The following is a 23179-nucleotide window of genomic DNA, read 5'->3' on the forward strand; positions in this document are numbered from 1 at the left end:
GCTTCGTTCCGTCCCGGCGCGGCAACCCTTTATGCAAGCGGGCGTTGACCGGGCATCAATCAGGAGCGCAGCATGACCGTGAAGATGAACAGCGTCGGTTCGCATGACCGCGACCGGATCAGCCTTGGTGAAGATCATGAGGTCCGCGACTGGATGGCGACTCTCGGCGTGAGCGAGGACGAACTGCGCGAGGCGGTCGACGCGGTCGGCAACTCGGTCGACGCCGTGCGTGCCTATCTGAGGTGTCCGTGATGGCGCGCGAACATGATCGCGCGGCGACCGCGCCCGTCGAGCGCATCGCGCGCGCGCTCGCGGGTCATGCGCTCAGCCGGAATGCCGAAGGCGACCTCGCCTCGGCGGGCGAAGCCGTCAACGATCTCTGGCCCGAATATACCGACGCCGCCCTGGCCGTCCTGCGCACGCTGCGCGAGCCGAGCGGGCGCATGCTCGCGGTCGGCGACGGCGACGTCTGGGAGCGGATGATCCGCGCGGCGATCGAGGACGAGACGATCGCCGACAACTGACCGCGCCGCACCGCTTGCCGGCCGCGGCGGCCGGTCAGCGAAGGCTTCGGAAGGTGACCGACCAGCGCGGCGCATGCATCGCCGCAATGCTATGCTCCCAGTCATCTCGGACTTCGCCCTGCATATGATAAATCGATCGCGGCGCGAGATCGGCCGTCGCGCGCTCGAACCTGGTGCCGCCCCTCCGCCGGAAACGCATGGTCGCGGGCGCGCCGAGCGAGAGGCCGATGACGTGCCCGAAGACCGGGCGGTCCTTGTGCCAGCCGATGCCCGCGCCCGGACCATATTGAATGACGAGCGCCTGCTCGAGGGAGGCGGGGTCGACACCCGCAAATCCGGCGGCGCGGCCGCGGACGTCCTCGAGCCAGTCCGGGATTGGCTCGCCCGGGGCGAAGCGGCCGGTCTGGAAGTCGTATGTCCAGCCGAACGAGCGGGTGAGCCGCTTGCCTTCCCATTGCTGGAACTGGAATGGCGCCAGTCCGGCGGTTTCGATGCGCGCGACAAGCTCCTTCTCTTCGCTCGCGCTCACGACCTCGCCGGCGTATGTCAGGCCGGGAAGAAGCGCAGGGCCGAAAAGGTCTCCCTGCGGCGGCGGCGGTACCCCTGCGGCGGGCCGGGTCACAGCGGAAGTCCGGCTTGCTTGCGCAGCGGCCCGAAAGGCGTTGGCGCGATGCCCATGTCTGGAACATAATGGGAACGGTAAGGAGTCGCAAGGGCAACGGACCACCGCCGATGTGTAAAAATTATCGGCTCGAGATCGATGTCGCGTCGATCGCCGAAAATTTCGACGACCTCCATATCAGGGTGGATATGCCCGAAGGCGTACCGAATGTGCCTGCGCGCGAGGATATCCGTATTACCGACATGTGACCCGACGTCGAGGGGGCGGCGGCGGTCTGCGGGCCGATAAAAGGCCCGCCGAAGCGGGCCAAGTTTACCACGGGAGGAGTGGCGGAGGATTCCTAGTTTTCGGTGCCCGGCGTGCCGGTCTTCGGCGGCTTGCCATCTTCGATGCGGCCTTCGTTGCGAAGGTCGCGGCCTTCCTGCGCCTTGCGCTTGGCCTCGGGGCTGTCGCCGGCCTCGAAGGCTTCTTCTTTCACATAACCGGCGGCTTCTTTGATCTGTCCTTTGACGCTCATGATCATCTCCTTCGTTGATGCGGAAAAAACCGGCGAGCGGTATCGAAAGTTGCGTTCCGGCCGGAGAATTTATCTTCATCTCGCGGCGCAACTTTCGCGATATTCCGGGGTTTCGATCCTGCACGGGTCATGCGGAGATCCCCGGGTCTGCCGGTGCCATGTGCGATCAATCTCGTGCCGCCGCGGGCCGCCTGCGCCCCTCGTCGGAGGGCTCGCGGCGCACGATTTCCATCTCCGCAAAGAAGACCCGGCCGTGCGTTTAGCGTGCCGCCATTGCGGTGCCGCACCGTGACGGCGTCATCCGGGATAGGGCGATCGCTTGAGAAGACCCGCCAGATGCGCTGCATTTGCCGCCACCATCTTCGCGGTCCCCGTGATCATGCGCGGGCGGTGGTCGAGATCCTTGAAGTCGACCGATCCCATGGCTTCGCCGACCCAGTAGCACCCCGCGACCGCCGGGATCGTCCAGCCGACGTCGTTCAACGCCTGGAACAGTTCGGCGCAGACATGATGCGCCCCGTCCTCGTTGCCGACGATCGCCGCGACAGCGACTTTCGAATAGCTCGGCATGCGGCCGGCCTCGTCGGTCTCCGCGAGAAACGCGTCCATGCGTTCGAGCACGAGCTTTGCGACGCTGGACGGCTGTCCCATCCAGATCGGGGTGCCGAAGATGAGGATGTCGGAGGCGAGGATCCGCTCACGGATAGCTGGCCAGGCGTCGCCGTCGCCCTCGTCGGACGAGACGCCCCATTTTACCATGTGTGCGGCGATGCGGATCGGGTCGCCGACCTCGATGTCATGCTCGGCGAAATGCTCGGCAAGGACCGCGATCATGGCGTCGGTCGAACTCTTGCGCCCCTTCGCCGAGAGCGAGCAGTTGATGGCGGATGCGGTGAGCGAGGGCACGGGACGTCTCCTTGAGCCCCCTCCCTACAATGATCGTTCCGGGCGCCGGTTCCACTGGCCGGTCGGTGTCTTCCGCGGGGGAACGAGGATGAGGGTGCGGCCCTCTACGTGCCAGGACTGGAACGCGGACAGGAAATTCATGCCGGGCACGACACTGTCGCGGAGAGCCCGCGAGATGACGACCTTGAGCTTTCTTGCTTCGATGCGCCCGGTTTCGAAACGGTCGAGCGTTGTGGTATCGGCCCGCACGGACCGATCTCCAGTCATCGAGGCCGAGGCTCGTGGAACCACGATTTCTACTGAGTGGGTGAGAAATGCCCGGAGAACGGAGCGCGCCGGCCTAGCCGAGCGTCAAATCTTCCTTGGCGACCTCGTAATAGCTTGCGACACGATCGGCATAGGCCTGATCGAACAGCGGCGCATTGGCGGCCCAGCTCGGGCCGCCTTCGAGCACGCGCCGGTCGATGGTCACGACATAGGAATCGCTTGTCGCCTCGAATGCGAGCAGGCGGAAGGGCAGGGGATAATAGGCTTTCCCCATGCCGAGGAAGCCGCCGATGGACAGTACCGCATAGACCGCCTGGCCGGTTCGCTTGTTGATCATGAACGCGTGGATCGATCCGAGCTTGTCGCCGTCACGCGTCTTGACCCCCATCGTGTCGGCCTTGTTCGACTGGCACAGCAGCTGGGTCGGTTCGTCAATATCGGTCATCGGGCCTCCTTGTGGTCATCCTCACAACAGGCGAGCCGCGCGGGGGTTCCGGCGGGGCGGGCAAAGACGGGATGAGCGAGGCAACATCTGACTCTCCCGCGCATTGTCACAGGAGCAGACAAGGAGTTTTACCATGGCAGCCTCGACCCCTCTCGCCGCGCATCGCATCCTGATCATGGCCACCGATGGCTTCGAACAGTCCGAACTCGAGGTGCCGCTCGCGCGGCTGCGCGAGGCGGGCGCCACCGTCGATATCGCCTCGCTCGACACGGCTGAGATCACCGGCTGGGACAAAGATGACTGGGGCGACGATATCGAGGTCGATCTCGAGATCGCCGACGTCGACATCGACGATTATGATGCGCTGGTTCTTCCCGGCGGACAGATCAATCCCGATCTTCTGCGCGTCGAGACGGCGGCGATCGCGCTGATCAAAGGCTTCGCAGCGGCCGACAAGCCCGTCGCCGCCATCTGTCATGCACCCTGGCTTCTCGTCGAGGCGGGCCTTGCGAAAGGGCGCCGCATGACGAGCTACAAATCGATCCGTACCGATGTCGCGAACGCAGGCGCCGATGTGGTCGACGAAGCCGTCGTCGTCGACGGCAACCTCATCACGAGCCGGTGTCCCCACGATCTCGATGCCTTCTGCAACGCGATCATAACCGCCGTCGCCGACGCAGCGGCGCACGCCGACTGAGCGCGCGCCGGGCGCCGTCGGGCGCGCGCTCCCGCGCACGCTGGTGACGCCGGCGCGCAACAATGACGGTCGTTACGATTGTTGGGGGCGCCGCGCCCTGGAAAAACGCCGCGCTCTCATGTCCCCTTTGGCACCCCGCGTCGACGTCGGCGCGAAACGGCCGCGTGATCATAACGCCTGGGCGTTGCCGTCAGGCGGCGAGACTCCTCGCCTCGGGCGGGACGGGGGCCAGCGCGGTTTCGCCTTCGCGGCTCGAAAAGCAGAAATCTTCGGCGAGATAGGATTGCACATCCTGATATCGGGGACCGACCGCGGCGACCGCGACGAGGATTTCGACTTGGGTAACGCCGAGGATCGCCGACCAGGCGCGCATCGCGTCCACACTGCTGCGATTGATCCGGCCGCCGTCCGGTACGATTTGTGCCTGCATCCTGCTCCATCCCGTCGGCGTCGAAAATCGCCGTCTGTTGAACGCGCGTCCGGCGCGCTCCGTTCCCGGGTCTGCGGTGAACGGATAAGCCGGTCAGGCGATAACGGAGGGCAGCGCTGCCGTGCAGGCGCGGTGCAGCGCCTCGCACCAGCGCTCGACGCCGGCGGGCATTTCGAGACCGTCCTGCCGGACCTCGATTTCGGCATAAGGGAGGCCGGCCGGATAGGCATGGTGCGGGACGCTAAAGTCGGTGGCATCCATGCGGTAGGGCTCGTTATCGCCGACGACGAGGTCGGCTTGCGCGCGCAGTCCCGCGAGCAGTGCCTCGGCAAATCGTGTGTCGCCCCGATCGTAGAGGACTCCAGCGTGCCAGGGACGGGCGCGGCCGCCGAGCGCGGGCGTGAAGCTGTGGAGCGCGAGCAGGATCGTCGGTCGCGCCGCCGCGCCGCGCCGCGCGATCTCCGCCGCGATTTCGGCATGATAGGGGGCGTGGATTGCCGCGATCCGCGCCGCAAGATCACGGGCCTGAAGCCGTCGATTGCCCGGGATCGCGCTGCCGTCGGACATGGCCGGCGCCGCCTCGGGGTGCGCCGGGTTACGGTTGCAGTCGATCACGAGCCGCGAATAGGGCTGGAAGAGGAAGGGCGCGTCGAGCGCCCCGGCGAGCGCGATGCCGAGCGCATGAACTCCGATATCCCAAGCGATGTGGCGCTCGCGATCCTGTCCGGACAGGCCCAGCGTGCCGAGCGCGCGGGGAATCGCGTTGCCGGCATGATCGCCGAGCAGGAGGAACGGAGCGCGTCCGCCTGCGTTGACCCACTGAGCGGGCGCCGGTTCGTCTGCGAGCAAGAGGCTGTCCGACAGCGACATCACGAAAGTCTCCCATGCCCCGGCTCACGATCCGCCATACGACCGAATATAGATATCGCCAGCCCGTCGCCTTCGGCGAGCACCGGATCATGATGCGCCCGCGCGAGAGTTTCGACCAGCGTCTCGTGAAAGCGGATCTTCGCATTTCACCCCATCCTTGCGAGCTGCGATGGTTGCACGACGTGCTCGGCAATTCGGTCGCGATCGCGCTGTTCGACAAGCGCGCGAACGCCTTGCGCGTGGTGAGCGAAATGACACTCGATCACGCGCCCCTCGCGAGCGACCGGATCGACATCGAGGACTATGCCCGGCACTTTCCCTTCACCTATGCCTCGGAAGACATGCCCGACCTGCTTCGCTCGATCGAGCGTGGATATCTCGACGTCGGCCGCATCGTCGACAAATGGGCGAACGGGTTTCTGAACGATCATGGTCCGACCGATACGCTGGGCCTGCTCACCGACATGGCGACGACGATCAAGCGCAGCTTCACTTATGTGCCGCGGCATGAAAAGGGCACGCAGTCCCCGATCGAGACGCTGTCTCGCCGGCAGGGAACCTGCCGCGATTTCGCGGTGCTGATGATCGAGGCGGTCCGCGCGCTCGGTCTCGCCGCGCGTTTCGTCTCGGGCTACGTCTACAATCCCGGCCGCAGCGAAGGGCGCGTCGGAGGCGGCAATACCCACGCCTGGGTCCGCGTCTTTCTGCCCGGATCGGGCTGGATCGAGTTCGACCCGACCAACGGCATTGTCGGAAACCGGGGGCTTGTCCGCGTCGCGGTCGCGCGCGATCCGTACCAGGCCGTGCCGCTCTCGGGCAGCTGGAGCGGCTATCCCGCAAGTTACATCGGCATGGACGTCGCCGTCGACGTCGAGCTCGGCGATGCCGCCGCGGGCGAGACCGATATCGCCGCATCGGGCCTGACCCACGTTGCAAGGAATGCTGCCAAATGTTGATCAGGGCCGGATACGAGATCCGCTTCGAGACCGCGAACCCGACGCCGATGATGGCGATGCTCAGCATCCATCCGTCCCGCCAGAAGGACCTCAAGACCCCGCAGCAGATCGAGACGTCTCCCGTCATTCCCATTTACAATTATGAAGACAGCTTCGGGAACATCTGCACGCGCCTGACCGTGCCCGCGGGCGGGGTGACGCTCGCCGCCGATTTCGTGATCGAGGACAGCGGGCTCGTCGACGCGCGCGCGCCCGATGCGGCACCGACCCCGGTCGAGGATCTGCCCGACGACATCCTCATCTATCTGCTCGGAAGCCGCTACTGCGAGACCGACCGGCTCATGGGGGTGGCCTGGGCGGAGTTCGCGCATCTCGCCTCGGCGCGCGACCGGGTCGATGCGATCGTCGCCTTCGTCCACGACCATATCGTCTTCGGCTACGAACATGCGCGCCCGGACAAGACCGCGTGGAACGCCTATCAGGAGCGGCAGGGCGTGTGCCGCGACTTTGCCCACCTCGCGGTGACCCTGTGTCGCTGCATGAATATCCCCGCGCGCTATTGCACCGGCTATCTGGGCGATATCGGCATCGCGCCGGTCGATGCTCCCATGGATTTTTCGGCCTGGTTCGATGTCCATATCGGGGGCGACTGGTATACATATGACGCGCGGCATAACCGCCCGCGCATCGGACGCATCCTGATGGCGCGCGGGCGCGACGCAACCGATACCGCGCTCACCACCGCCTTTGGCCCGGCGCGCGTCATATCCTTCCAGGTTCATACCGACGAGGTCGATACGGACGATATCGCGTCATGACGGTGCGGCAGCGGGGAGCGGCCCGGCCATGACGGCGATGGATCGCGCGATACCGTTCGTCGGCGATGCCGACGGCACGGCGGCCGAGACCGGATCGTCGCTTGCGCGGTGGCGCGTCGTCGCAAGCTATCTATGGCGGCACCGCCGCCATCCGGATCTCGACGCGCCGACCCGCTTCACCGAGCTGGTACAGCGGCGAAAGCTCACCGATCGCTCGCCGCGACAGTCGCAGTTCCTCGACAAGCTCGGCGTGAAGGCCATGGTGTCCGCGCGCCTCGGGACGGAGTGGATCATCCCGACGCTGTGGCACGGGCAAGCGCTGCCGGCATCGCTCCCGTTCGACGTGCCCGCCATTTTGAAGGCACGGCACGGCTGCAATCAATATGCGGTGCTGTGCGACGTGCCGAGCGCGCGCGAATGGCGCCGCCTCCAGCGCACGGCCGCGCGCTGGCAGCGAAGGCTTTACGGGATATGGCTCGACGAATGGGCCTATCGGGGTGTCCCGCGCGGACTGATCGCCGAGCCCTTGTTGGGCGGCGCGCTCCCGCTGCCCGTGGACTATAAGATCTATGTGTTCGGCGGGACGGCGACACATGTGCAGGTCCATCTCGATCGCGGCGGCCGCCACCGCTGGATCCTGCACGACCGTGGCTGGCGACAGCTGGTGGCATGTGCCGACCGGCCACCGGCACCGGCATCGCTTGCCGCGATGCTCGAGGCAGCCGAAGCGCTGGCGCGCGATACGGCGTTTTTGCGTGTCGACTTCTACGAGGTCGACGGAAAGCCCCGGTTCGGGGAATTTTGCCTGTACCCCGGATCGGGGTTCGATCCGTTCGCTGCCGACTGGATCGATCTCGAGCTCGGGCGATTGTGGCTGCGTGCCATGCAGGATCGGTCCGGCCTCGGGACGTCCTGATATCGCCGGCCGGCCAGCGCGCGCCTACCGGGTCGCGCGCGGCTCCCCTCCGGACAAGCGCTCGACGATGCGGCGCCGATGCTCGATCGCTGCGAGGATCAGTTCGGCGCGCGACAACAGGCTGAATCGCCGGACGAATTCGGGATCGGTGATGGCGGCGGCCAGGTTCAGTGTCAGCCAGTCGGCTGCGGCGGCGCAACAGGTCGTGCGGCCCGTCAGCCGCGCGGCCATTGCGTCCAGATCGGCGCCCGGGGCATCGAGCGCCGCGCCGCGCCGCTGCAGTTCGGCTTCCACCGCTGCAAGGTCGCGCCGCGACAGCAGCGGCCAGCGATCGTGAAAGCATGGCCAGTCGGGGACCGGGACCGTCCACGGAACGTTCGCCAGCACCCAGTCGGCGATTTCGCCGATCCGATCCCGGGCCGGCGGAGCCTCGGCAACGCGAAGCGCCGGATGAAAGTCGGTCTCGCGACCGCCCGATGCGGGGGTGGAATTGAGATCAAGCACGTCGCCACTGCCTCCAAATCAGCCGGTTCGATGCGCGCCGATGCGCGCGTAGCTTCGCGATCGCCACGGTTACGGCGATCGCCGCCGCGGCCAGCCCGCCTGCGATCATCCACGGCGTCTCCATGAGCTTGCCTCCGGTAAAATGCCTCGTGGCACATTACGCATGGCGCCAAGAAAAGCTGCTTGCCCGATGGCGATCGCGTCGCGCGGCGCGGTCCGGGCGAGGAAGGGCAAGCGGCGACCTTGCAACGGACAGGCGCGAGGTCGCGTCCCGCGTGTGGCGGCATCCGGAAATCGGCACGCGGCGCCGGGTGGATCAGTCGATCCAGACGCCGTTCGTCCGGTGCCACTCGGCGATCGATAATGGCGGGTAGAGCGCGTAGCTCTCGTCCGCCGGCGCGATATCGGGCGCGACCCAGTCCGCCTTATATTTGAGCATCAGATGCACCGAGGATCGAGGCGCCGGCAGGGGCGTGTCGATCGCGCTCGCGAACGGATGCACAAGATCGGGCCAAGCGGGGTCGTAGAGCCATAGCGCCGCGCCGCAGTCCTTGCAGAACCGCCGCCTTCCGCCGGAAAGCTCGCAGCGCTCATGCTCCGCATTGGCGATCCGTGCGCGATACGTGCCGAGTTTCGCCTCGCCTTCGACCCTGAGCGAGGCCGCATTGGCACCCAGATTGATGGAATAGCCGCCACCGCCCTGTTGCTTGCGGCAGATCGAACAATAGCAGCGCTGATAAGGAACCGGCGTATTGCTTTCGACCGTGAACGTCACTTCGCCGCAATGGCAGGAGCCTTCGAGCGTAATCGGCATCAGCGACCTTCCCTGGACTGCGCCGCGAACCAGTCGGCATAAGGCGTGTTGCGCGCCATATGCCGGTTATAGTCGGGAGCGCCGTCGGTCCACCAGACCGGACCGCGCTCGCCAAGCGCCCGCTTGCTCGTATCGACGCCGGCGCGCGCCTTGCGCAGCGCGAGCGTATCGCCGGACATTTTTGCCGCCGCGACCGCGCGCCGCGCGGTCATGAGGCTCTGCACCAGCCGTTCGCTTTCGCTGGTACCGAGCGCGGGGTTCGCGCGGCGCCAGAGCCGTTCGCGCACCACCAGGTAGCGGCCATCGGGCGTGACGGGATGATCGGCCATATCGGCCTATGGCTTCGGAAGGGGAACTTCGGGCATCGCCATGAGGTCGGCTCGCGTCAACGAGGTAGCAAGATCGGTGTCGTCGCCGTTCACCACGGTGCGCAGGCCGAGAATCGGAAGTTCGACATAGCGGTCGGGATTGCTTCCTTCCACTTCGACCAGAAGCCGATCCACCTTGCCGTCCGGGGCGCGAAGCACCTGCGCGACGTCGCCAACCTCCTTGCCGTCCGCACCGACGATATCGGCGTTGAGAAGCTCGGCCTCGCTCAGGCCGAAGGCTGCGGGGACCGGCCCCGCGACGCTCGCGCTCGTTTCGGCGGATTTCTCCAGCCTGTCCTCGGCGGCCTCGTTCGCATCGGAGCAGGCGGCCAGCAAGGTGGCGGACAGGGCGGCAAGCATGATCGTTCGCATCGGGTCATCCTTTCGGAAAGGGTTCGGCTTCAACGCGTGCGATCCATCCGTGGTTGCGAGCGAATGACGGGTCTTGCGATGCAATGGGGCGCGGACGAACCACGATGCTCCACGTCCCGCTGCGGCGCCGGCCCCGGCACCGCCGGGGGGGGCAAAAAGAGGGAAGGGCCGTGGCCGCTCGGGTCAATCCATGCTCATCCCGATCGAAATTCGCCGCGCGGCGGCCACGAGGCGCGGCGCGAGAGCGAACGGCGCCGACCATGCAGGTCGCCTACGACGCACCGGCCAGCGACCTGGACATCGCCGGCGTGTTGAGCGGCTTGCCAAGATAGGCGGCGTGATCGCGGTCGGAACTGTCTCCGTCATAAGATCATGGCTCTGGCAATCAAATAGGATCCGCAGCCTGCGAGCAGCGTCGCGGCGGTCATCGCAAACACGCCGTTCATCCATTTGCGGGCGCGGACATATGCCAATCCCGACGCGAAGGCGTAATATCCGGCCAGGCCGAGAAGCGGCGCCAAAAGCAGATTGATAAGGTCCATTCTGCGGTGATTCCGCTCCGGATAGGGTAGGCCGCTGCTGCTGGATGCCCGGAATCAAAGGCTGGCCGACGGGCTCGAATGAGACCGCCGGCATCGTCAGGGACCGCGGCCGAGAGCGGCGAAGCGACCCCGGATATTCACGGGAGCTTGCGTCCCCCGCGGCCGAAAACAAAGCCGACGATGACGAGCACGACCGCAACCACCAGCAGGATCTTGGCGAAATCTGCCGAGAGCCCGGCAATGCCGCCGAAACCGAGGAGTGCCGCGACCAGTGCAACGACCGCGAAAATGATGGCCCATCTGAACATGTAAGTCTCCTGTCGAGACGCACGCAGCTGCTGCCCGCGCGTCAGGGTGCACGAGCTTCGCGGCGCCGCGAAATCATCCTGTCCGGATATGGGGCCAACGCCAGCCGCGAGCCAAGGTTCCGGCGTCTCGTCGAGCAAGGCAGCCTTCGGCGGAATCGAACGGAAGGTCGCACGGGACACGTGTACGTCGGCGTTCGAAGATTGCCCGCGGCCCACTACGCGGCGAGACGGCGGCGCAGGGAGTTTCGGCTCTCGGGCGATTAGCGCAGTTGACTGTCCTTGCTGCCGCGGCGGTTGATGCCCGCCGGTCGGACCGATGCATCGCGTGACGTCTGGCAGGCTACGCATGTTCGTGTTCCGGGTAACGCCTCGCGGCGCGCTGCCGGTATTTCCGCTCCGCAATCGTCGCAAAAATCGGTCCCCTTGCCAGCGGGAAGGCGCGCCCGCGCATTCTTTACCGCGTCGGACACCGTATCGTCGATCTGATCCTGCACGGCGCCGTCGCGCGCCCAACCATTGGCCATGGCCTGTCTCCGTCGATGAAACGCGCGCTCGCCGCGGAAGCTCCCGGCCGTGTCGCGGGCGGGCGTGAAAACGGCGGCTCCGACTTTGGCCGGGCCGCCGCTTCATGTCGATGTTCGACGGCGGAGACTAGCTCGCGTTGAGCCCATGCTTCAGCGCCGACATCTGGTCATGGCCGTCGCGCACCGACGTAAAGGCGGTCTGAATCAGCTGGCGCACTGCGGGGTCGAGATCGTCGTCCTTCAGCGCGCTTTCGAACTTCGCCTTGATGTGATCCTCGCCGCGCTCGACCTCGGCGATGACCGCCGAATCGTCGCGCTCGCCGGTCAGCTTGTCGCGCAGTCCGAGGAAAGCGCGGTGCGCCGACGCGAGCACGGTACCGTCGTCCTCGGGGTTACCGCCAAGTTCGCGGACCTTCGCCTGGAAATTCGCGACGATGGTCTGACGCTCGTTGGCGCGGCTCAGAAACTGGTCCCGGAACTGCGCGGCATTGGCTTCTTCGGCGGCCTTGCGATAGCCATCGACGCTGTCGAGCGTTGTCGCGATCAGCGAATTGAGCGTTGCGACATTCTTGTTATCGAACATTGTGAGATCCTTCTGGGAGGGGACGCCATCGAAGTTTCGAGGGCCGTACGATCCCCAACCACTATCGCGCGCGAGGGTTGCGAAGGGCGGGCGGAAACTAACCTGCATCATGACGATAGGGCGGCTGACGATGTCTCGGAGCCTCGAACCGAACTGCAGCAACTTAAGCTGCGGCGCCGCGTACTGCTGGCAACCCGTCTCCTGACGCCCTATCGTCTCAAGGATGTCAGGAGACGCGGCCAATCATTCTGACGGGATTGCGGTTCCGCTTCTGTGGCTGGATGAACAGCGTCGACGGGTCCGATGCCGAGCCGGCTTAACGATGATCGACCTGCCGGATAAATCCCAACTTCTCGCACAGACGACGCAGGGCTCGTTGCCGCTCGATCTCGGTCTGCGCGATATCTTCTGCCGATGGCGCCGCGGGCCGATCGACGAATATTATCGCACTCCGCTCGGCGTTGCCTTCATCCATATCCGGGCCGGGTTCCACCGGCGCGGGAATACCGCGCGATCGCGCCGCCCCATGCGCTATGACCAGCGCGCGGCAGCGCGGTTTGATCTGCAATACGACGTCCGGCGGCAGAATGCCGCGTTCGGCTTTTTGAAAGGAGAGTTGGTCTTCGGCCGCCTGATAGGCTCCTTCGCCGGAATCGGGGCTCCGTTGCTCGGGCCCTGGTGACGCGGCGCCTTGGGCGGGTATCGGGCTATCGGAGCAGCCTGCGACAGAAAAAAACCATAAGGCGAACAGACAAGGCACGAGAGGCTTTGGGAACCAGCCTAGGCCAGGCATTGCGCACGAACGTCATTGGCGAGCCGACCCCTGTCCGCGCTCGCTTGCTCGAACTTGAGCCGGCGAGCGGCCATGGCGTGCCAGGCGGCAGCGGAACGCAGGTCACGGGCGCGTACGTGCGCTAGGTCGGCGCGCGCCGCATCGGCTTCGCATCGGTGGGCATGGTCGAGATAAAGGTCACTGGTAGCGGGCATGGCGTTTCCCTTGGTCAGCCGAGCAGCTTGGCGATGAAAGACCATATTTTTTGGCGGCGGCGTCTCGTGAGGCCCGGCATGCCGGTGAAGCGGATCGGCCTGCCGGCGAGCGAGAGACCGCCGAGGATCGGGAAGATATCGTTGTTCTGAAACATGTCGGTTCCGATGTTCGGGAAATGCGTCGCGGGCGGAGGTGCGCCACGAAGCGTGGAGGTGCCGACGCACAGCCGCGAAGCTGTTCGCCGGCACGGCCCGGCTCAGGCGGTTTCGAGATTGACCGCAGAAATCTTGCCGTCGCGGCCTTTTTCCAGATGGTAGGAAAGACGCTGATTTTTTTCGAGTGTCGCCATTCCGGCCTGTTCGAGGGCGGTCGCGTGGACGAAACTGTCGCCCGAGCCGTCTTCATTCGAAATGAAGCCATAGCCCTTGTCGCTGTTGAAGAATTTTACGTTGCCGATCGGCATGGATGTTTCCTTTCACGAAAACAGGAACCTGTCCGCGAAAGTGCGGGACAGAGCTGGAAGCGTGAGAAGGGAAAAATCGCCCCGAAGGGGTATCAAAATTCCGTCGCAGGCGACGTTAGCAAAAAAATATATAGTTCGATCTTTCAAAATGTCAATAAATTATCTCGCGATCTCTCGCTGATGATGGCGTATAATTATCGAAATAATTTCCATTATAAAAATTGAGAGAAGATATTTATATTTGACATATAACGTCATATTTCTTCAAATCCTTAATCGTACCGGAACAATTATTCCGATCCGGTGTTAGGGTCTTGAGAGCGGCTACCGCCGGTCCAGGAGTCTTCCATAATGCGCAAATTCATGTTCGCGGCGAGTATCGCCGCAATCGCCCTCGTGCCGTCCGCGGTTTCGGCGCGCACCCAGTCGCAGGCGAGCTGCGAGCAGCAGCGCTCGACGCGCGTTGTTGCAACGGTTGCCGGCGCTGGCGCTGGCGGCGTCCTTGGCAATGTCGTCGCGGGGAAAGGCGACAAGCGGCTCGGCACCGTGATCGGTGCGGTCGGCGGCGCGATCCTCGCCAATCAGGTTGCCAAGCCGGGTCGCGATTGCCGCGACGCTTATGGCTATTATGATCAGGAAGGCCGTTGGCACGCATCGGGTATCAGCTCGTCCGAGGCTCGCGGCTATTATGATCGCGAAGGGACGTGGTTCGAAGGACCGCCCAATGGCCGCTATGGCGATGACGGTCGCTGGATCGCTTATACCGGCTCCAGTCGCGGCGAGGGCGACTATCAGTCTGGCGGAGAATGGATTCCGGCGTCGGCGAACGGTTATTACGATCGCAACGACAAATGGGTCGCAGGCATGACGACCGGTCGATACGATAATCGCGGGCGCTGGGTTGCAGACGCTGGTAACACGCCCGGCAATCGCCGCGCCGACGCCTATGGTTATTATGACGCGCAGGGAGCCTGGCACGCAAATGCCTCGTCACGCGGCAGCGCAACGGGATATTACGACCGCAATAATCTTTGGGTGAACGGAAGCCCGAACGGTCATTATGACGAATATCGCAACTGGGTTCCGCACAGCGGAGACAGCAATGCGAACGGCAGCTACGATAGCCGGGACCGGTGGGTACCCGCTTCCTCGACCGGCTATTATGACGACAAGGACCAGTGGGTCGGCGGCGCAGCGAGCGGCTACTACGACCGACGCGGACGCTGGGTCGCCGGGTCGACCGTCGGCCATTATGACGCGAAAGGGCGATGGATGGCGGGGGTCGCAAGCGGCCGCCGCGATGCCAGCGGCATGTGGGTCGCCGATCCGCAGCCCGGATATTATGATGCCAATGGCCGCTGGAATGCCGGTGCGACGAGCGGCTATTATGACAATCGCGGCCGCTGGATTTCTACCGCCCGCAGGACAGCTTATTCCGGTGGATACGGCGAAGGCCGTTCGATCCACTCACAGCTTTCGGACCTCGATCAATATGTTCGCACCGCGCGGTCGGATCGCAGAATAGACAGTCGCACCGCCGCAAGCGTCCAGCGCGAGCTGACGGCGATCCGCCGCGACGAAGGAAAGATGCGCCACGACCCGATGGGCAATGTGTCGGATCGCGAAATGGCCGATCTCCAGGCCCGCGTCAACCGCGTGAACCTTCGCCTGCGTATCAGCCCCAACTGATCGGCTCAGGCGTGCCGGCGCAATAGCCGCTCGGCGAGAGTCATGAATTCCTTCCCCGCGATCATGGTGTCCGCCGTGCTCGCGGGGTTTTTGCGTGTGAGGGGAAAAACCTGCTTGCCGGAGATTTGCCGCGCGCCCGCGATCAGTTCCAGTTTTCACCCTATGGGTGAAGGGGAGTCGCGGGCTGGAGCAAATAGCGCCGGACGGCCTTGTGAAAGGGGCCGACGACCGCGACCGCAATCATGATATCGGCTTCGTGAACGCCGAGCAGGCTTACTCATGTCCGCATTGCGGCCGGTGAACTCCGGTCGATGACCCCGCCGTCGGGGAGGGCCGAGTGTGTGCAGGCAGTCATGGCTGGTGGTCCTCGCGCATGTGGAGAGGCTTTGAAAAAGCGGGCCGCGAAGCATGTCGCGGCCCGCTTTTTTAGCTTGATCAGATGTCAGCTTTTCTTGCCGTCATCCTTCTTGTCGCTCTGCTTGCCCGCGCCCTGCTGGCCGCTGCTGCTGTCCTTCTGCTGCTGCTGGCCGCCCTTGTCGGACGAACCACCCTGCTGCTTGCCGCCGCTCGATGAGCTTTTGTTGTCCTGCGCCATTTTGAAATTCCTCTATCGTTGCCCGGAATGGGCATGAAAGAGACGCGGCGCTCCATGGCCGTGTTCCGGCGTTTCCGCGGAAGTTAACCTGCATCATCACGATTGGACGGGGGCTGGCGCGCGCCGGATACGCGCGCGTTGGATAGCCCCGTCCGCTCCTTGGCCGTCATGCTTCGAAAGCGGTATCGGGGACCATATGTCCGGACTGGCGCGGGGTGATCAGCCGGGCAAGGTCGAAGCCCTGCGTCTTCGCCACGGCGAGATAATTCTCGACGACCTCGCTCGGCAACGCGGCTGTACGCGCGATCAGCCAGAGATGCTCGCGGTCGGGTGTTCCGACGAGCGCGACGGTATAATCGGGGTCGATCGCGAGAACCCAGTAATCGCCCTGCGTGAACGGAATCCATTGCAGATATTCGGGAAGAAAACTGACCTTGAGCTTCGCGTTGCTGGCGTCCTGGGGAACCGCGAGCCCGATCGACCGATCGGGCTTCCAGTCCTTGTCCAGGCAGCGGTTCTCGACCCGAATGCGACCATCCGCGGTCTGGCTGTAGGTGGCGGTGATATCGCTGGCAGCCGCGTCCTCCCATTTCAGAGGCAGGCGGCATATCTCGAACCAGCGACCCACATATCGCGCAAGGTCGATGTTCGGCACCGCGATAACGGGCGTATTTTCATTGTGATGCATGATTTTTCCCATTCGGAAGAGGAAACTTCGCGAGCGGCGTCCGGTTCCTTCCACATCGTTCCGCCGGCGCGGCACCCGGAAGAACGGCCAGGAGGGCAACACCCTCCCGCCTCGACGATACCGCCGGCCGCGTGCCAGCGACCTGCCGATACTGCCGTGAAGCATAGGCGGCGCCGCAGCGGCCGGGCCGGCCAAGTGAGGTCGATGGACGCCGTGAGCGTATCGGCGCGGCGCGCGATCGCGCCGCCGAAGCGGTCGGGGCCTGCGCGCAGGGCGGCGCAGGAAGCGATCATGGCGCTGATCGGCACGGCAGGCGGTGGAAGGCGCAGTGACGGAAGAGGGAAGGGCGAGGGCGGCCTTGCGCCCGCGCCCCTCACGATGCAGGGAAATCAGCGGCTCCCGCCAAGCGGAGCATCCGCTCCGGTCCTCGGCCCATTGTCGGTGCGGACCGGCTTATGGCCTCCGCCGGCCTGTGTATCCGAATCATAGTCCTCCGGATTTCCACCGCCGCCCGCGCCGGCACCGCTGCCCGTGACCGGGCCACTGCCAGCCTTGTTGGCGCGGTGCCCACGGTTCGAGGCGCCGGTAATATCGCCGTCGTCGCGTTCCTCTTTCGGGTAATCGCCGGGACGAACCGTTCCGACATTGTCGCGGTCCTCGGCATTCTCGGCCGGGAGCGAGCCCGGCGTGGAAGCTTTATCGGTCATGACGATCTCCTTTTCGGGTGTGGAGGTTCCGCCGCTCAATATGTCGAGGGCGGATCGCTGGCGGGGAAGGATTGGTCGGCCGCCTGATCGACGCCGTCCCAGGCGCGCCGCGCATCGCTGCGCATGCCGCCGGGTCCGGCCGAACGCGTCTGGTCGAAATTTTCAGGATCGGTTTCGCTGTCGGCGAAAGCCGCCGAATGCGTATCGCTCTTCGGAAATTTCGGTGCTTTCTTGCGGGTGAACCAATAGAGCGCGCCGATTACGGCGACACTCATGATCTTGCCGATGCCCGAGGATTTTCCGGGTTGATGGGTTGCTGCGGTCATGATCTTCTCCTCTTCGAGGAAGAAACGGCGCGCTGCGGCCAAGGTTGCCGGGTTGATCTGGATCAGTCCGTTTGTGGAATGGGCGGCAGAAGGCCCGGCGTGCTCGCGGAACCGACCGCCGGGCCATGGCTTCTTCCCAGACGATGCCCCGGAGAAGTCATGCAGAGCGCGTCCGCCTATCGTCACATGAAAGCGAATATCGTGCTCTATGGCGCGCTGATCGCCAATCTCGGCATCGCCATCGCCAAGTTCATCGCCGCCGCCATCAGCGGCTCGTCCTCGATGCTGACCGAGGGGGGCCACTCGCTCGTCGACAGCGGGAACCAGCTGCTGCTCCTCTATGGCCAGTCACGCGCAAAACGGCCCGCCGACGCCTTCCACCCCTTCGGCTATGGGCGCGAACTCTATTTCTGGGCCTTTGTCGTCGCGATCCTGATTTTCGCGATCGGCGCGGGGGTGTCGATCTATGAAGGCTGGAGCCATATCCTCGACCCCGAGCCGCTGCGCGATCCGACGATCAACTATGTGGTGCTCGGCATCGCCTTCCTCCTCGAAGGCATGTCGTGGAGCATCGCGGTTCGCGAATTCAACACCGCGCGGGGCGATCGGGGGTGGTGGGAAGCGGTCAGACGCTCGAAGGACCCGGCAGGCTTCATCGTGCTGTTCGAAGACAGCGCCGCGCTGCTCGGGCTTGCGATCGCCGCTCTGGGTGTCTGGGCGAGCCACTGGACCGGCGATGCACGGATCGACGGCATCGCGTCGGTTGCGATCGGCGGCGTGCTGGCGGCCGTGGCGGCCCTTCTCGCGCGCGAGGTCAAAGGGCTGCTGATCGGCGAGAGCGCCGATCCCGATCTGGTCGCCGCGATCTGGCGCCTCGTCGATCGCCGCCCCGAGATTACGGCGGTGAACCATGTGCGAACGATCCACACGTCGCCCGACACCGTCTTCGTCGCGGTCAGCGCCGACTTCGACGACGCTCTCTCGATGGGCCGTGCGGAAAGCTTGATCGAGGAGATGGAGACCGAACTCAAGATGGCCGAACCGCGGATCAGCTCGATCTACATCCGTCCCGAGAAACGGAGCGATGCCGTGGTGTATCCGCCGCCGCGACGCGACTGAGATTTTCCCGTATCGGCGGGCACGCGAATTGCTGCAAATCGCTATAACCGAAGTTAGTCGGGCGCAACTGGCCACCCTCTCAGCGGTTTACCGGTCATGCTGCAACCCACCGACGATCGCGACCACCCGCTGGCCCGCCGCTTCGACGCCTTCGTGCGCGATCCGGCTTTTCCTTGTGTTGGTGCCAAATCCGCCCTCGCCAAGGGGCAGATACGGATCGTCGTCGGCCGCGACATGCGGTCGGCGTGGGACGACCTGCGCATCTATCCCAACCTGCTCGATCTGGCCTGGACCTACGCGCGCGAACCCAGCCTCTTTCATTCGCTCGCGGTCGTGTTCGAGGAGGATAGCGGGCTCGATGAGGAAGGGTTCGAACGCTGCCTGTGGGAGCGTCTCGAATCGCTGACCCGGAAGGACGACTTCCACGGCCAGATCGCCGACCCGCGGGTCAGCGCCGATCCCGGCGACCCGCATTTCTCGCTGAGCTTTGGCGGCGAGGCCTTTTTCGTCGTCGGTCTTCACTCGCGCGCGAGCCGTCCGGCGCGGCGCTTCGAGCGGCCGGCGCTGGTCTTCAACCTGCACGACCAGTTCGAACAGCTTCGCGCGAGCGGGGTCTATGACAAGATGGGCAGCACGATTCTGGCGCGCGATGTCGCGCTAGCCGGCGACGTCAATCCGATGCTCGCGCGCCATGGCACCATGTCGGAGGCGCGCCAATATTCGGGACGGGCGGTCGGCAGCGACTGGGTCTGTCCCTTCGCGGGGCGGAGCGGCGCACCTGCACCACGAAATTTCCTGGTCGGCCGAGGCTACTGATCGAATGGGCGCGGTCCGCAGCGCTGCCTGTCGTCCGCGACGACCGACTGTCTGCGATTGGCCATCGCGGCCACCGATGGGCGTTGCGCCGAGGCCCTGTCCGAGGTTCGGGTAATGACCTCGCCCTGCGCGTGCGCAGCGCAATCCGGACCATGGCGATTGTCCGCACGGCGGCAAAAGAGATTGAGCGAGGTTAATAATCGCCCGCGGCGCGGGACGATTGCCCGCGCCCGGCGTTCGTTCGTTGAACGGGGACATTCCGCTCCTCGTCACAGGATAATCATCATGGCTGCAACCAAATCCGCCTCCCGGAAAGCCGCTTCGAGCGGCGCCGGAAAACAATCCGAGCGCGCATCGAAAGCGAAGGGCAACGGCAAGCCCGGCCCTTCCGCGCAGCGCCCTGCCGACGCGATCAAGCTGCTCAAGGCCGATCACAAGGAAGTGAAGACCTGGTTCAAGGAATATGAAAAACTCGAGGCGAAGGGCGACAAGCAGGCGCTCGCCGACAAAATTTGCCTCGCGCTCACCGTTCACGCGCAGATCGAGGAGGAAATCTTCTATCCCGCCGCGCGAGCGGCGGTCGACGACGATGCCCTCTTCGACGAAGCCGAGGTCGAGCATGGCAGCGCGAAGCAGTTGATCGCGGAAATCTAGGCGATGAAGGCCGGCGACCGTCTGTTCGACGCCAAGGTCATCGTGCTCGGCGAATATATCGATCATCATGTCGAGGAAGAAGAAGAGGAAATGTTCCCCGAGGCGCGCGACAGCGATCTCGACCTGAAGGCGCTGGGCGTTCAGCTCGCTGCGCGAAAGGCCGAACTGATGGCCGCGGCCGGTAAGTAACCGGCCCAATGCCCGACCCGTTGGACCGCCTCTTCAGCGAGCGGCCCGCGGGTCGCCCCAGCGAACTGAATCTCCGTCATGATGAATGCCCTGGTGCCCGATGCAACGCTCGCGCTTATCGGTCGTTGCGAGGGAGCACAGGCCTTCCGCTGATGCTTCCCGAAACCGAACGAGGATCGTCAGACATGTTCACCGAACGCTTCCTGAGAGACAAACGCGGTGCAAGCCTTGATACCGCCGAACGCACGCGGCTCGAGGCGGCGATCAGCGAGGTGAAGACCTTCGCTGCACGCAAGATCATCGCGCGTGCAGGCGAGCCGCTCGATCAGAGCACATTGCTCGTCGAAGGCATCATGTCGCGCTATCTCGACGACCGGAACGGACTCCGGCAGTTGGTCGCGATCCACCTTCCGGGCGATTTTCTCGATCTTCACGCTTTCCCGCTCAAGGTGCTCGATCACGATGTGGCGACGCTGACCCCCGCGACGGTCGCAATCGTGCCCCACTCCGAGCTCGAGGCGATCGCCGAGGAAATGCCGCAGCTCGTCCGCAAGCTCTGGTTCGCGACACTGCTCGACGCGGCCATTCATCGCGCCTGGCTTTTTCGTCTCGGGCGGCTCGACGCCACCGGGCGCGTTGCCCACTTCCTCTGCGAGACGAACGCAAGGCTCTTTTCGGCCGGACTCAGCGACGGACGAAGGTTCGCGCTCGGGCTGACGCAGGCCGACCTCGCCGAAATCTGCGGGCTCACGACGGTGCATGTGAACCGCGTGATGCGTCAGCTCCGCGAAGAGAAATTATGCATCTTCCGTTCGTCGCTCGTCGAAATCCTCGATCCGGCCGGTCTGGCGGCGCGCGGCCAGTTCAACCCCGCCTATCTCTACAACAACCACGACGTCGAGCATCTCTCCTCCCGCCAAAGGCCAAAATCATGAGATCCATCCCAGCCGGACTCGAGCCCGAAACCGAACCCGGCATCGCCAGCGCCGAAGGGGGGCTTGTTTTCCTCGACGGGCCCGACGGGATCGCCAAGACGATGACCGCCGATGCTGCGGCGCGGACCGGTCAAAGCCTGATCGACGCGGCGGCGATTGCCGAAGCACAGAGGGCGAACGGCGATGTTTGACCCGTTCGGCCAGTGGAGCCGCTATCTCTCGGCCGGCCATTCGATGCACGCCACGGGCCGGCACGCCGCCGAAACGCTCGATGGCGCGAGCCGCGTCGTCGCGGCGCGCAGCGCGATCATCGGCGAGGCCCTTGTATCACCCTGGACCGCCGATCATGCCGAGCTCGGGCGCATGATCCCCGAAAAGATGGAAGCCTTCGCGCTTGCCGGCACCGCGATCGCCACCGTCTGGTGGGACAATGGATCGCTGTGGATGAAATATCTGCAGCACCTTGGCGTCATGGCCATGCGCGGACGACCGCCCACCGTCACCGAACTCGCCGACCTCGGGCAGCGCAGTGCCGTTCTCGCGTTACGCTCCGTGGAGGCCGGCGCAAGGCTTGGTTCGGTGAGCCTGGCGCCCGTACGCGGTCAGGTGCGGGCCAATGTCCGCCGGTTGAAGGTTACGGAAAGGAAGCCAGGTCGAACAGGGCGCTTGCGGGCGCGTTGACTGGCGCCGATGCGCCGCGAGGATGCGGCGATGACGATCATGTCGAAAGGATAACGGGCTGGAACAGATTGCTGGGCTGGTGGCGCCGGTCGCCACGATGATTGCCGCGATGATGACCGCCGCCAATCTCGGCGCGCGTGTCACCGGCTGGGGCTTCGTCGTCTTCACGGTCGGCTCGATCGGCTGGTCGCTCGTCGGCCTCGGATCCGGTCAGACCAATCTCGTTGCGACCAATGTCTTCCTGACCCTCGTCAATCTTGTCGGCGTGTGGCGATGGCTCGGGCGGCAGCGCGGCTATGAGGATGGAGCGCGGTCGGCATCGAGGTCCAGCCGGAAAAGCCCTGGTTCGAGCCTGTTTTCAGCCACCAGCCTGTCGGGCCTGCCGGTGAGCGATATGCGCGGAGAGACCGTCGGATCCTCGGTCGATGCGATGATCGAATGCGAAACCGGGCGGGTCAGCTATATCGTCGTTGCGAGCGGCGGCCTTGGGGGGATCGAGGAGACGCTGCGCCCCGTCCCGCTCGCTAGCGTCGACTGCCATGCCGACGGGCTCATTCTCCTGGAGACGAAATCGCAGTTCGAACGCCGCCCCGAGCTTGGCGCGGGCGATTGGCCAGCGCGTGTGCCGGGTGCGGATCACCGGAAATCGGAAGCTTCGCGGCGTTCCGCCGTCGACAAGGAGGATGTGCATGCGACTGTTTAGGAACAACAGCCTCACTGTCGTTTTGCTGCTGCTCTTTGGTGCCACCATCGTCGGTCAGTGGCTGACGGGCTGGCAAGTGGCGACTGCGGACGCGTCGCAACATGGCCGGGCAGCAATGTCGCTGATGGGTTACACGCAAAGCCCGGAGTTTCTGTCGAGCGTGTTCGAGAATTGGGAGAGCGAATTCCTGCAGATGTCGGCCTATGTCGTGCTGACCGCCATGCTCATCCAGCGCGGCTCGTCGGAATCGAAGGACCCCGACAGCCCGCCGCGCGACGCCGACCTCGCGGCGCAGGCATCGAAGCCGGGCGCGCCGGCCATCTTGCGCAAAGGTCGCCTCGCACGCGCGCTCTATGCCCGTTCGCTCGGCATCGCATTGTTCCTGCTCTTTCTTTTCTCCTTCGTGATGCACTGGACGCAAAGCGCGCGCGCTGCGGCCATCGAGGCGAAGGACCATGGCGAGGCCGCGCTGTCGACGATCGCCTATCTTGGCGATCCGCAACTGTGGTTTGAATCCTTCCAGAATTGGCAAAGCGAATTTCTGTTGACCGCCGTGCTCGTGCTGCTTTCGATCTTTCTGCGTCAGAAGGAATCTCCCGAATCGAAGGCGGTTGCGGCTTCGCATGCGCACACCGGCGACTGA

At 64.7% G+C, this 23179-nt stretch carries 39 protein-coding genes; 18 read left to right on the forward strand and 21 right to left on the reverse strand.

What is annotated here, in order from left to right:
- The first annotated feature begins 72 nt into the window (after window positions 1–72).
- Window positions 73–252: a DUF3606 domain-containing protein gene (locus FHR22_RS04620; protein ID WP_166939422.1), complete on the forward strand. Its 180-nt coding sequence runs from the start codon at window positions 73–75 to the stop codon at window positions 250–252.
- Window positions 252–524: a hypothetical protein gene (locus FHR22_RS04625; protein ID WP_166939424.1), complete on the forward strand. Its 273-nt coding sequence runs from the start codon at window positions 252–254 to the stop codon at window positions 522–524. Before FHR22_RS04620 ends, FHR22_RS04625 begins: the two co-directional genes overlap by 1 nt.
- 34 nt (window positions 525–558) lie before the next feature.
- Here FHR22_RS04625 and FHR22_RS04630 read toward each other — a convergent pair whose 3' ends face one another.
- Window positions 559–1053 (reverse strand): alpha-ketoglutarate-dependent dioxygenase AlkB, encoded by a 495-nt coding sequence (locus FHR22_RS04630; RefSeq protein WP_341786549.1) that lies wholly within the window; start codon window positions 1051–1053, stop codon window positions 559–561.
- Between the two features lie 203 nt (window positions 1054–1256).
- Between FHR22_RS04630 and FHR22_RS04635 the strand changes: the two genes are divergently transcribed.
- A complete protein-coding gene (locus FHR22_RS04635; protein WP_166939429.1) occupies window positions 1257–1394 on the forward strand; it encodes a hypothetical protein in 138 nt (45 codons plus the stop codon).
- 92 nt (window positions 1395–1486) lie between these two features.
- Here the strand turns inward: FHR22_RS04635 and FHR22_RS04640 are convergent, their stop codons facing one another.
- The 4 genes from FHR22_RS04640 to FHR22_RS04655 form a co-directional block, all read right to left on the reverse strand.
- A complete protein-coding gene (locus tag FHR22_RS04640) occupies window positions 1487–1663 on the reverse strand; it encodes a hypothetical protein (RefSeq protein ID WP_166939431.1) in 177 nt (58 codons plus the stop codon).
- A gap of 297 nt (window positions 1664–1960) precedes the next feature.
- Window positions 1961–2569 (reverse strand): NAD(P)H-dependent oxidoreductase, encoded by a 609-nt coding sequence (locus tag FHR22_RS04645; RefSeq protein ID WP_166939434.1) that lies wholly within the window; start codon window positions 2567–2569, stop codon window positions 1961–1963.
- 24 nt (window positions 2570–2593) lie between these two features.
- Window positions 2594–2818 (reverse strand): pepsin/retropepsin-like aspartic protease family protein, encoded by a 225-nt coding sequence (locus FHR22_RS04650; protein WP_166939436.1) that lies wholly within the window; start codon window positions 2816–2818, stop codon window positions 2594–2596.
- A 91-nt stretch (window positions 2819–2909) separates the two neighbouring features.
- Window positions 2910–3281: a PRC-barrel domain-containing protein gene (locus FHR22_RS04655; protein WP_166939438.1), complete on the reverse strand. Its 372-nt coding sequence runs from the start codon at window positions 3279–3281 to the stop codon at window positions 2910–2912.
- Window positions 3282–3414: 133 nt separating this feature from the next.
- Between FHR22_RS04655 and FHR22_RS04660 the strand changes: the two genes are divergently transcribed.
- Window positions 3415–3978 (forward strand): type 1 glutamine amidotransferase domain-containing protein, encoded by a 564-nt coding sequence (locus tag FHR22_RS04660; RefSeq protein WP_166939440.1) that lies wholly within the window; start codon window positions 3415–3417, stop codon window positions 3976–3978.
- Between the two features lie 190 nt (window positions 3979–4168).
- Here the strand turns inward: FHR22_RS04660 and FHR22_RS04665 are convergent, their stop codons facing one another.
- Window positions 4169–4408 carry a DUF3606 domain-containing protein gene (locus FHR22_RS04665; protein WP_166939443.1) on the reverse strand — a complete coding sequence of 80 codons (240 nt, stop codon included), beginning with the start codon at window positions 4406–4408 and terminating at the stop codon, window positions 4169–4171.
- Window positions 4409–4501: 93 nt separating this feature from the next.
- The gene (locus FHR22_RS04670) at window positions 4502–5278 is read right to left on the reverse strand and encodes an N-formylglutamate amidohydrolase (protein ID WP_166940766.1); all 777 of its coding nucleotides are present in this window, start codon (window positions 5276–5278) and stop codon (window positions 4502–4504) included.
- Between the two features lie 14 nt (window positions 5279–5292).
- Between FHR22_RS04670 and FHR22_RS04675 the strand changes: the two genes are divergently transcribed.
- Genes FHR22_RS04675 through FHR22_RS04685 form a run of 3 tightly spaced genes read left to right on the forward strand, consistent with a single transcriptional unit; the run spans window position 5293 to window position 7968 of the window.
- The gene (locus FHR22_RS04675) at window positions 5293–6234 is read left to right on the forward strand and encodes a transglutaminase family protein (protein ID WP_166939445.1); all 942 of its coding nucleotides are present in this window, start codon (window positions 5293–5295) and stop codon (window positions 6232–6234) included.
- Window positions 6228–7052 (forward strand): transglutaminase-like domain-containing protein, encoded by an 825-nt coding sequence (locus FHR22_RS04680; protein WP_166939447.1) that lies wholly within the window; start codon window positions 6228–6230, stop codon window positions 7050–7052. The genes FHR22_RS04675 and FHR22_RS04680 overlap by 7 nt, the downstream gene beginning before the upstream one ends.
- 28 nt (window positions 7053–7080) lie before the next feature.
- Window positions 7081–7968, forward strand: coding sequence for an ATP-grasp fold amidoligase family protein (locus FHR22_RS04685; protein ID WP_243853471.1), 888 nt, complete (start codon window positions 7081–7083; stop codon window positions 7966–7968).
- 24 nt (window positions 7969–7992) lie between these two features.
- Here FHR22_RS04685 and FHR22_RS04690 read toward each other — a convergent pair whose 3' ends face one another.
- From FHR22_RS04690 to FHR22_RS04725, 8 genes are all read right to left on the reverse strand, one after another.
- Window positions 7993–8472: a hypothetical protein gene (locus FHR22_RS04690; RefSeq protein ID WP_166939449.1), complete on the reverse strand. Its 480-nt coding sequence runs from the start codon at window positions 8470–8472 to the stop codon at window positions 7993–7995.
- Window positions 8473–8788: 316 nt separating this feature from the next.
- The gene (locus FHR22_RS04695; RefSeq protein WP_166939451.1) at window positions 8789–9286 is read right to left on the reverse strand and encodes a GFA family protein; all 498 of its coding nucleotides are present in this window, start codon (window positions 9284–9286) and stop codon (window positions 8789–8791) included.
- The gene (locus FHR22_RS04700) at window positions 9286–9615 is read right to left on the reverse strand and encodes a hypothetical protein (protein ID WP_166939453.1); all 330 of its coding nucleotides are present in this window, start codon (window positions 9613–9615) and stop codon (window positions 9286–9288) included. The genes FHR22_RS04695 and FHR22_RS04700 overlap by 1 nt, the downstream gene beginning before the upstream one ends.
- Window positions 9616–9621: 6 nt before the next feature.
- Complete coding sequence (locus FHR22_RS04705) at window positions 9622–10026, reverse strand: PRC-barrel domain-containing protein (RefSeq protein WP_166939455.1); 405 nt, start codon at window positions 10024–10026, stop codon at window positions 9622–9624.
- A 362-nt stretch (window positions 10027–10388) separates the two neighbouring features.
- Window positions 10389–10568 carry a hypothetical protein gene (locus tag FHR22_RS04710; RefSeq protein ID WP_166939457.1) on the reverse strand — a complete coding sequence of 60 codons (180 nt, stop codon included), beginning with the start codon at window positions 10566–10568 and terminating at the stop codon, window positions 10389–10391.
- 137 nt (window positions 10569–10705) lie between these two features.
- The gene (locus FHR22_RS04715; RefSeq protein WP_084758191.1) at window positions 10706–10876 is read right to left on the reverse strand and encodes a DUF1328 family protein; all 171 of its coding nucleotides are present in this window, start codon (window positions 10874–10876) and stop codon (window positions 10706–10708) included.
- 260 nt (window positions 10877–11136) lie between these two features.
- The gene (locus tag FHR22_RS04720) at window positions 11137–11400 is read right to left on the reverse strand and encodes a DksA/TraR family C4-type zinc finger protein (protein ID WP_166939459.1); all 264 of its coding nucleotides are present in this window, start codon (window positions 11398–11400) and stop codon (window positions 11137–11139) included.
- A gap of 127 nt (window positions 11401–11527) precedes the next feature.
- On the reverse strand, window positions 11528–11983 hold the full coding sequence (locus FHR22_RS04725; protein ID WP_166939461.1) for a PA2169 family four-helix-bundle protein: 456 nt from the start codon (window positions 11981–11983) through the stop codon (window positions 11528–11530).
- Between the two features lie 322 nt (window positions 11984–12305).
- On the opposite strand from FHR22_RS04725, the gene FHR22_RS04730 reads away from it, so the two are divergent.
- A complete protein-coding gene (locus tag FHR22_RS04730; RefSeq protein ID WP_166939463.1) occupies window positions 12306–12665 on the forward strand; it encodes a hypothetical protein in 360 nt (119 codons plus the stop codon).
- 319 nt (window positions 12666–12984) lie between these two features.
- Here the strand turns inward: FHR22_RS04730 and FHR22_RS04735 are convergent, their stop codons facing one another.
- Together FHR22_RS04735 and FHR22_RS04740 are read right to left on the reverse strand one after the other, a co-directional pair.
- On the reverse strand, window positions 12985–13125 hold the full coding sequence (locus FHR22_RS04735; protein WP_166939465.1) for a hypothetical protein: 141 nt from the start codon (window positions 13123–13125) through the stop codon (window positions 12985–12987).
- Window positions 13126–13227: 102 nt separating this feature from the next.
- Window positions 13228–13434 carry a cold-shock protein gene (locus tag FHR22_RS04740; RefSeq protein WP_166939467.1) on the reverse strand — a complete coding sequence of 69 codons (207 nt, stop codon included), beginning with the start codon at window positions 13432–13434 and terminating at the stop codon, window positions 13228–13230.
- 351 nt (window positions 13435–13785) lie between these two features.
- Between FHR22_RS04740 and FHR22_RS04745 the strand changes: the two genes are divergently transcribed.
- Window positions 13786–15123, forward strand: coding sequence for a glycine zipper 2TM domain-containing protein (locus tag FHR22_RS04745; protein WP_166939469.1), 1338 nt, complete (start codon window positions 13786–13788; stop codon window positions 15121–15123).
- A 442-nt stretch (window positions 15124–15565) separates the two neighbouring features.
- Here the strand turns inward: FHR22_RS04745 and FHR22_RS04750 are convergent, their stop codons facing one another.
- From FHR22_RS04750 to FHR22_RS04765, 4 genes are all read right to left on the reverse strand, one after another.
- Complete coding sequence (locus tag FHR22_RS04750; protein ID WP_166939471.1) at window positions 15566–15718, reverse strand: hypothetical protein; 153 nt, start codon at window positions 15716–15718, stop codon at window positions 15566–15568.
- 166 nt (window positions 15719–15884) lie between these two features.
- On the reverse strand, window positions 15885–16406 hold the full coding sequence (locus tag FHR22_RS04755) for a lipocalin family protein (protein WP_166939473.1): 522 nt from the start codon (window positions 16404–16406) through the stop codon (window positions 15885–15887).
- A 389-nt stretch (window positions 16407–16795) separates the two neighbouring features.
- Window positions 16796–17113: a hypothetical protein gene (locus FHR22_RS04760; protein ID WP_166939475.1), complete on the reverse strand. Its 318-nt coding sequence runs from the start codon at window positions 17111–17113 to the stop codon at window positions 16796–16798.
- 35 nt (window positions 17114–17148) lie between these two features.
- Window positions 17149–17439, reverse strand: a complete 291-nt coding sequence (locus FHR22_RS04765) for a hypothetical protein (RefSeq protein WP_166937679.1) — start codon at window positions 17437–17439, stop codon at window positions 17149–17151.
- Window positions 17440–17598: 159 nt separating this feature from the next.
- Here FHR22_RS04765 and FHR22_RS04770 point away from each other — a divergent pair, with 159 nt between their 5' ends.
- The 9 genes from FHR22_RS04770 (at window position 17599) to FHR22_RS04805 (ending at window position 23179) form a co-directional block, all read left to right on the forward strand.
- Entirely contained in the window at window positions 17599–18558 is a 960-nt protein-coding gene (locus tag FHR22_RS04770; protein WP_208417481.1) for a cation diffusion facilitator family transporter, read from the forward strand.
- A 96-nt stretch (window positions 18559–18654) separates the two neighbouring features.
- Complete coding sequence (gene gntA / locus FHR22_RS04775; RefSeq protein ID WP_166939477.1) at window positions 18655–19374, forward strand: guanitoxin biosynthesis heme-dependent pre-guanitoxin N-hydroxylase GntA; 720 nt, start codon at window positions 18655–18657, stop codon at window positions 19372–19374.
- A 285-nt stretch (window positions 19375–19659) separates the two neighbouring features.
- A complete protein-coding gene (locus FHR22_RS04780; RefSeq protein ID WP_243853473.1) occupies window positions 19660–20028 on the forward strand; it encodes a hemerythrin domain-containing protein in 369 nt (122 codons plus the stop codon).
- Between the two features lie 3 nt (window positions 20029–20031).
- Window positions 20032–20217: a hypothetical protein gene (locus FHR22_RS22265; protein WP_243853475.1), complete on the forward strand. Its 186-nt coding sequence runs from the start codon at window positions 20032–20034 to the stop codon at window positions 20215–20217.
- Window positions 20218–20402: 185 nt separating this feature from the next.
- Window positions 20403–21152, forward strand: coding sequence for a Crp/Fnr family transcriptional regulator (locus FHR22_RS04785; RefSeq protein ID WP_166939479.1), 750 nt, complete (start codon window positions 20403–20405; stop codon window positions 21150–21152).
- Window positions 21149–21343: a hypothetical protein gene (locus FHR22_RS04790; RefSeq protein WP_084758192.1), complete on the forward strand. Its 195-nt coding sequence runs from the start codon at window positions 21149–21151 to the stop codon at window positions 21341–21343. Before FHR22_RS04785 ends, FHR22_RS04790 begins: the two co-directional genes overlap by 4 nt.
- Window positions 21336–21833 carry a hypothetical protein gene (locus FHR22_RS04795; RefSeq protein ID WP_166939481.1) on the forward strand — a complete coding sequence of 166 codons (498 nt, stop codon included), beginning with the start codon at window positions 21336–21338 and terminating at the stop codon, window positions 21831–21833. Before FHR22_RS04790 ends, FHR22_RS04795 begins: the two co-directional genes overlap by 8 nt.
- Window positions 21834–21912: 79 nt before the next feature.
- Window positions 21913–22536 carry a PRC-barrel domain-containing protein gene (locus FHR22_RS04800; RefSeq protein WP_341786551.1) on the forward strand — a complete coding sequence of 208 codons (624 nt, stop codon included), beginning with the start codon at window positions 21913–21915 and terminating at the stop codon, window positions 22534–22536.
- On the forward strand, window positions 22523–23179 hold the full coding sequence (locus tag FHR22_RS04805) for a DUF6766 family protein (RefSeq protein ID WP_166939483.1): 657 nt from the start codon (window positions 22523–22525) through the stop codon (window positions 23177–23179). Before FHR22_RS04800 ends, FHR22_RS04805 begins: the two co-directional genes overlap by 14 nt.

This window comes from Sphingopyxis panaciterrae, from assembly GCF_011762125.1.
Lineage (GTDB): Bacteria > Pseudomonadota > Alphaproteobacteria > Sphingomonadales > Sphingomonadaceae > Sphingopyxis > Sphingopyxis panaciterrae.

Bases quoted from the DNA above. Each gene is read 5' to 3' on its own strand.
- FHR22_RS04725 (WP_166939461.1), bottom strand. From the start codon at position 11,983: ATGTTCGATAACAAGAATGTCGCAACGCTCAATTCGCTGATCGCGACA.
- FHR22_RS22265 (WP_243853475.1), top strand. From the start codon at position 20,032: ATGAAGGCCGGCGACCGTCTGTTCGACGCCAAGGTCATCGTGCTCGGC.
- FHR22_RS04660 (WP_166939440.1), top strand. From the start codon at position 3,415: ATGGCAGCCTCGACCCCTCTCGCCGCGCATCGCATCCTGATCATGGCC.
- FHR22_RS04795 (WP_166939481.1), top strand. From the start codon at position 21,336: ATGTTTGACCCGTTCGGCCAGTGGAGCCGCTATCTCTCGGCCGGCCAT.
- FHR22_RS04625 (WP_166939424.1), top strand. From the start codon at position 252: ATGGCGCGCGAACATGATCGCGCGGCGACCGCGCCCGTCGAGCGCATC.
- FHR22_RS04715 (WP_084758191.1), bottom strand. From the start codon at position 10,876: ATGTTCAGATGGGCCATCATTTTCGCGGTCGTTGCACTGGTCGCGGCA.
- FHR22_RS04695 (WP_166939451.1), bottom strand. From the start codon at position 9,286: ATGCCGATTACGCTCGAAGGCTCCTGCCATTGCGGCGAAGTGACGTTC.
- FHR22_RS04765 (WP_166937679.1), bottom strand. From the start codon at position 17,439: ATGACCGCAGCAACCCATCAACCCGGAAAATCCTCGGGCATCGGCAAG.
- FHR22_RS04700 (WP_166939453.1), bottom strand. From the start codon at position 9,615: ATGGCCGATCATCCCGTCACGCCCGATGGCCGCTACCTGGTGGTGCGC.
- FHR22_RS04785 (WP_166939479.1), top strand. From the start codon at position 20,403: ATGTTCACCGAACGCTTCCTGAGAGACAAACGCGGTGCAAGCCTTGAT.
- FHR22_RS04745 (WP_166939469.1), top strand. From the start codon at position 13,786: ATGCGCAAATTCATGTTCGCGGCGAGTATCGCCGCAATCGCCCTCGTG.
- FHR22_RS04720 (WP_166939459.1), bottom strand. From the start codon at position 11,400: ATGGCCAATGGTTGGGCGCGCGACGGCGCCGTGCAGGATCAGATCGAC.
- FHR22_RS04655 (WP_166939438.1), bottom strand. From the start codon at position 3,281: ATGACCGATATTGACGAACCGACCCAGCTGCTGTGCCAGTCGAACAAG.
- FHR22_RS04705 (WP_166939455.1), bottom strand. From the start codon at position 10,026: ATGCGAACGATCATGCTTGCCGCCCTGTCCGCCACCTTGCTGGCCGCC.
- FHR22_RS04620 (WP_166939422.1), top strand. From the start codon at position 73: ATGACCGTGAAGATGAACAGCGTCGGTTCGCATGACCGCGACCGGATC.
- FHR22_RS04760 (WP_166939475.1), bottom strand. From the start codon at position 17,113: ATGACCGATAAAGCTTCCACGCCGGGCTCGCTCCCGGCCGAGAATGCC.
- FHR22_RS04640 (WP_166939431.1), bottom strand. From the start codon at position 1,663: ATGAGCGTCAAAGGACAGATCAAAGAAGCCGCCGGTTATGTGAAAGAA.
- FHR22_RS04670 (WP_166940766.1), bottom strand. From the start codon at position 5,278: ATGTCGCTGTCGGACAGCCTCTTGCTCGCAGACGAACCGGCGCCCGCT.
- gntA (WP_166939477.1), top strand. From the start codon at position 18,655: ATGCTGCAACCCACCGACGATCGCGACCACCCGCTGGCCCGCCGCTTC.
- FHR22_RS04750 (WP_166939471.1), bottom strand. From the start codon at position 15,718: ATGGCGCAGGACAACAAAAGCTCATCGAGCGGCGGCAAGCAGCAGGGT.
- FHR22_RS04770 (WP_208417481.1), top strand. From the start codon at position 17,599: ATGCAGAGCGCGTCCGCCTATCGTCACATGAAAGCGAATATCGTGCTC.
- FHR22_RS04675 (WP_166939445.1), top strand. From the start codon at position 5,293: ATGCCCCGGCTCACGATCCGCCATACGACCGAATATAGATATCGCCAG.
- FHR22_RS04680 (WP_166939447.1), top strand. From the start codon at position 6,228: ATGTTGATCAGGGCCGGATACGAGATCCGCTTCGAGACCGCGAACCCG.
- FHR22_RS04635 (WP_166939429.1), top strand. From the start codon at position 1,257: ATGTGTAAAAATTATCGGCTCGAGATCGATGTCGCGTCGATCGCCGAA.
- FHR22_RS04755 (WP_166939473.1), bottom strand. From the start codon at position 16,406: ATGCATCACAATGAAAATACGCCCGTTATCGCGGTGCCGAACATCGAC.
- FHR22_RS04730 (WP_166939463.1), top strand. From the start codon at position 12,306: ATGATCGACCTGCCGGATAAATCCCAACTTCTCGCACAGACGACGCAG.
- FHR22_RS04665 (WP_166939443.1), bottom strand. From the start codon at position 4,408: ATGCAGGCACAAATCGTACCGGACGGCGGCCGGATCAATCGCAGCAGT.
- FHR22_RS04685 (WP_243853471.1), top strand. From the start codon at position 7,081: ATGACGGCGATGGATCGCGCGATACCGTTCGTCGGCGATGCCGACGGC.
- FHR22_RS04780 (WP_243853473.1), top strand. From the start codon at position 19,660: ATGGCTGCAACCAAATCCGCCTCCCGGAAAGCCGCTTCGAGCGGCGCC.
- FHR22_RS04805 (WP_166939483.1), top strand. From the start codon at position 22,523: ATGCGACTGTTTAGGAACAACAGCCTCACTGTCGTTTTGCTGCTGCTC.
- FHR22_RS04735 (WP_166939465.1), bottom strand. From the start codon at position 13,125: ATGTTTCAGAACAACGATATCTTCCCGATCCTCGGCGGTCTCTCGCTC.
- FHR22_RS04740 (WP_166939467.1), bottom strand. From the start codon at position 13,434: ATGCCGATCGGCAACGTAAAATTCTTCAACAGCGACAAGGGCTATGGC.
- FHR22_RS04710 (WP_166939457.1), bottom strand. From the start codon at position 10,568: ATGGACCTTATCAATCTGCTTTTGGCGCCGCTTCTCGGCCTGGCCGGA.
- FHR22_RS04790 (WP_084758192.1), top strand. From the start codon at position 21,149: ATGAGATCCATCCCAGCCGGACTCGAGCCCGAAACCGAACCCGGCATC.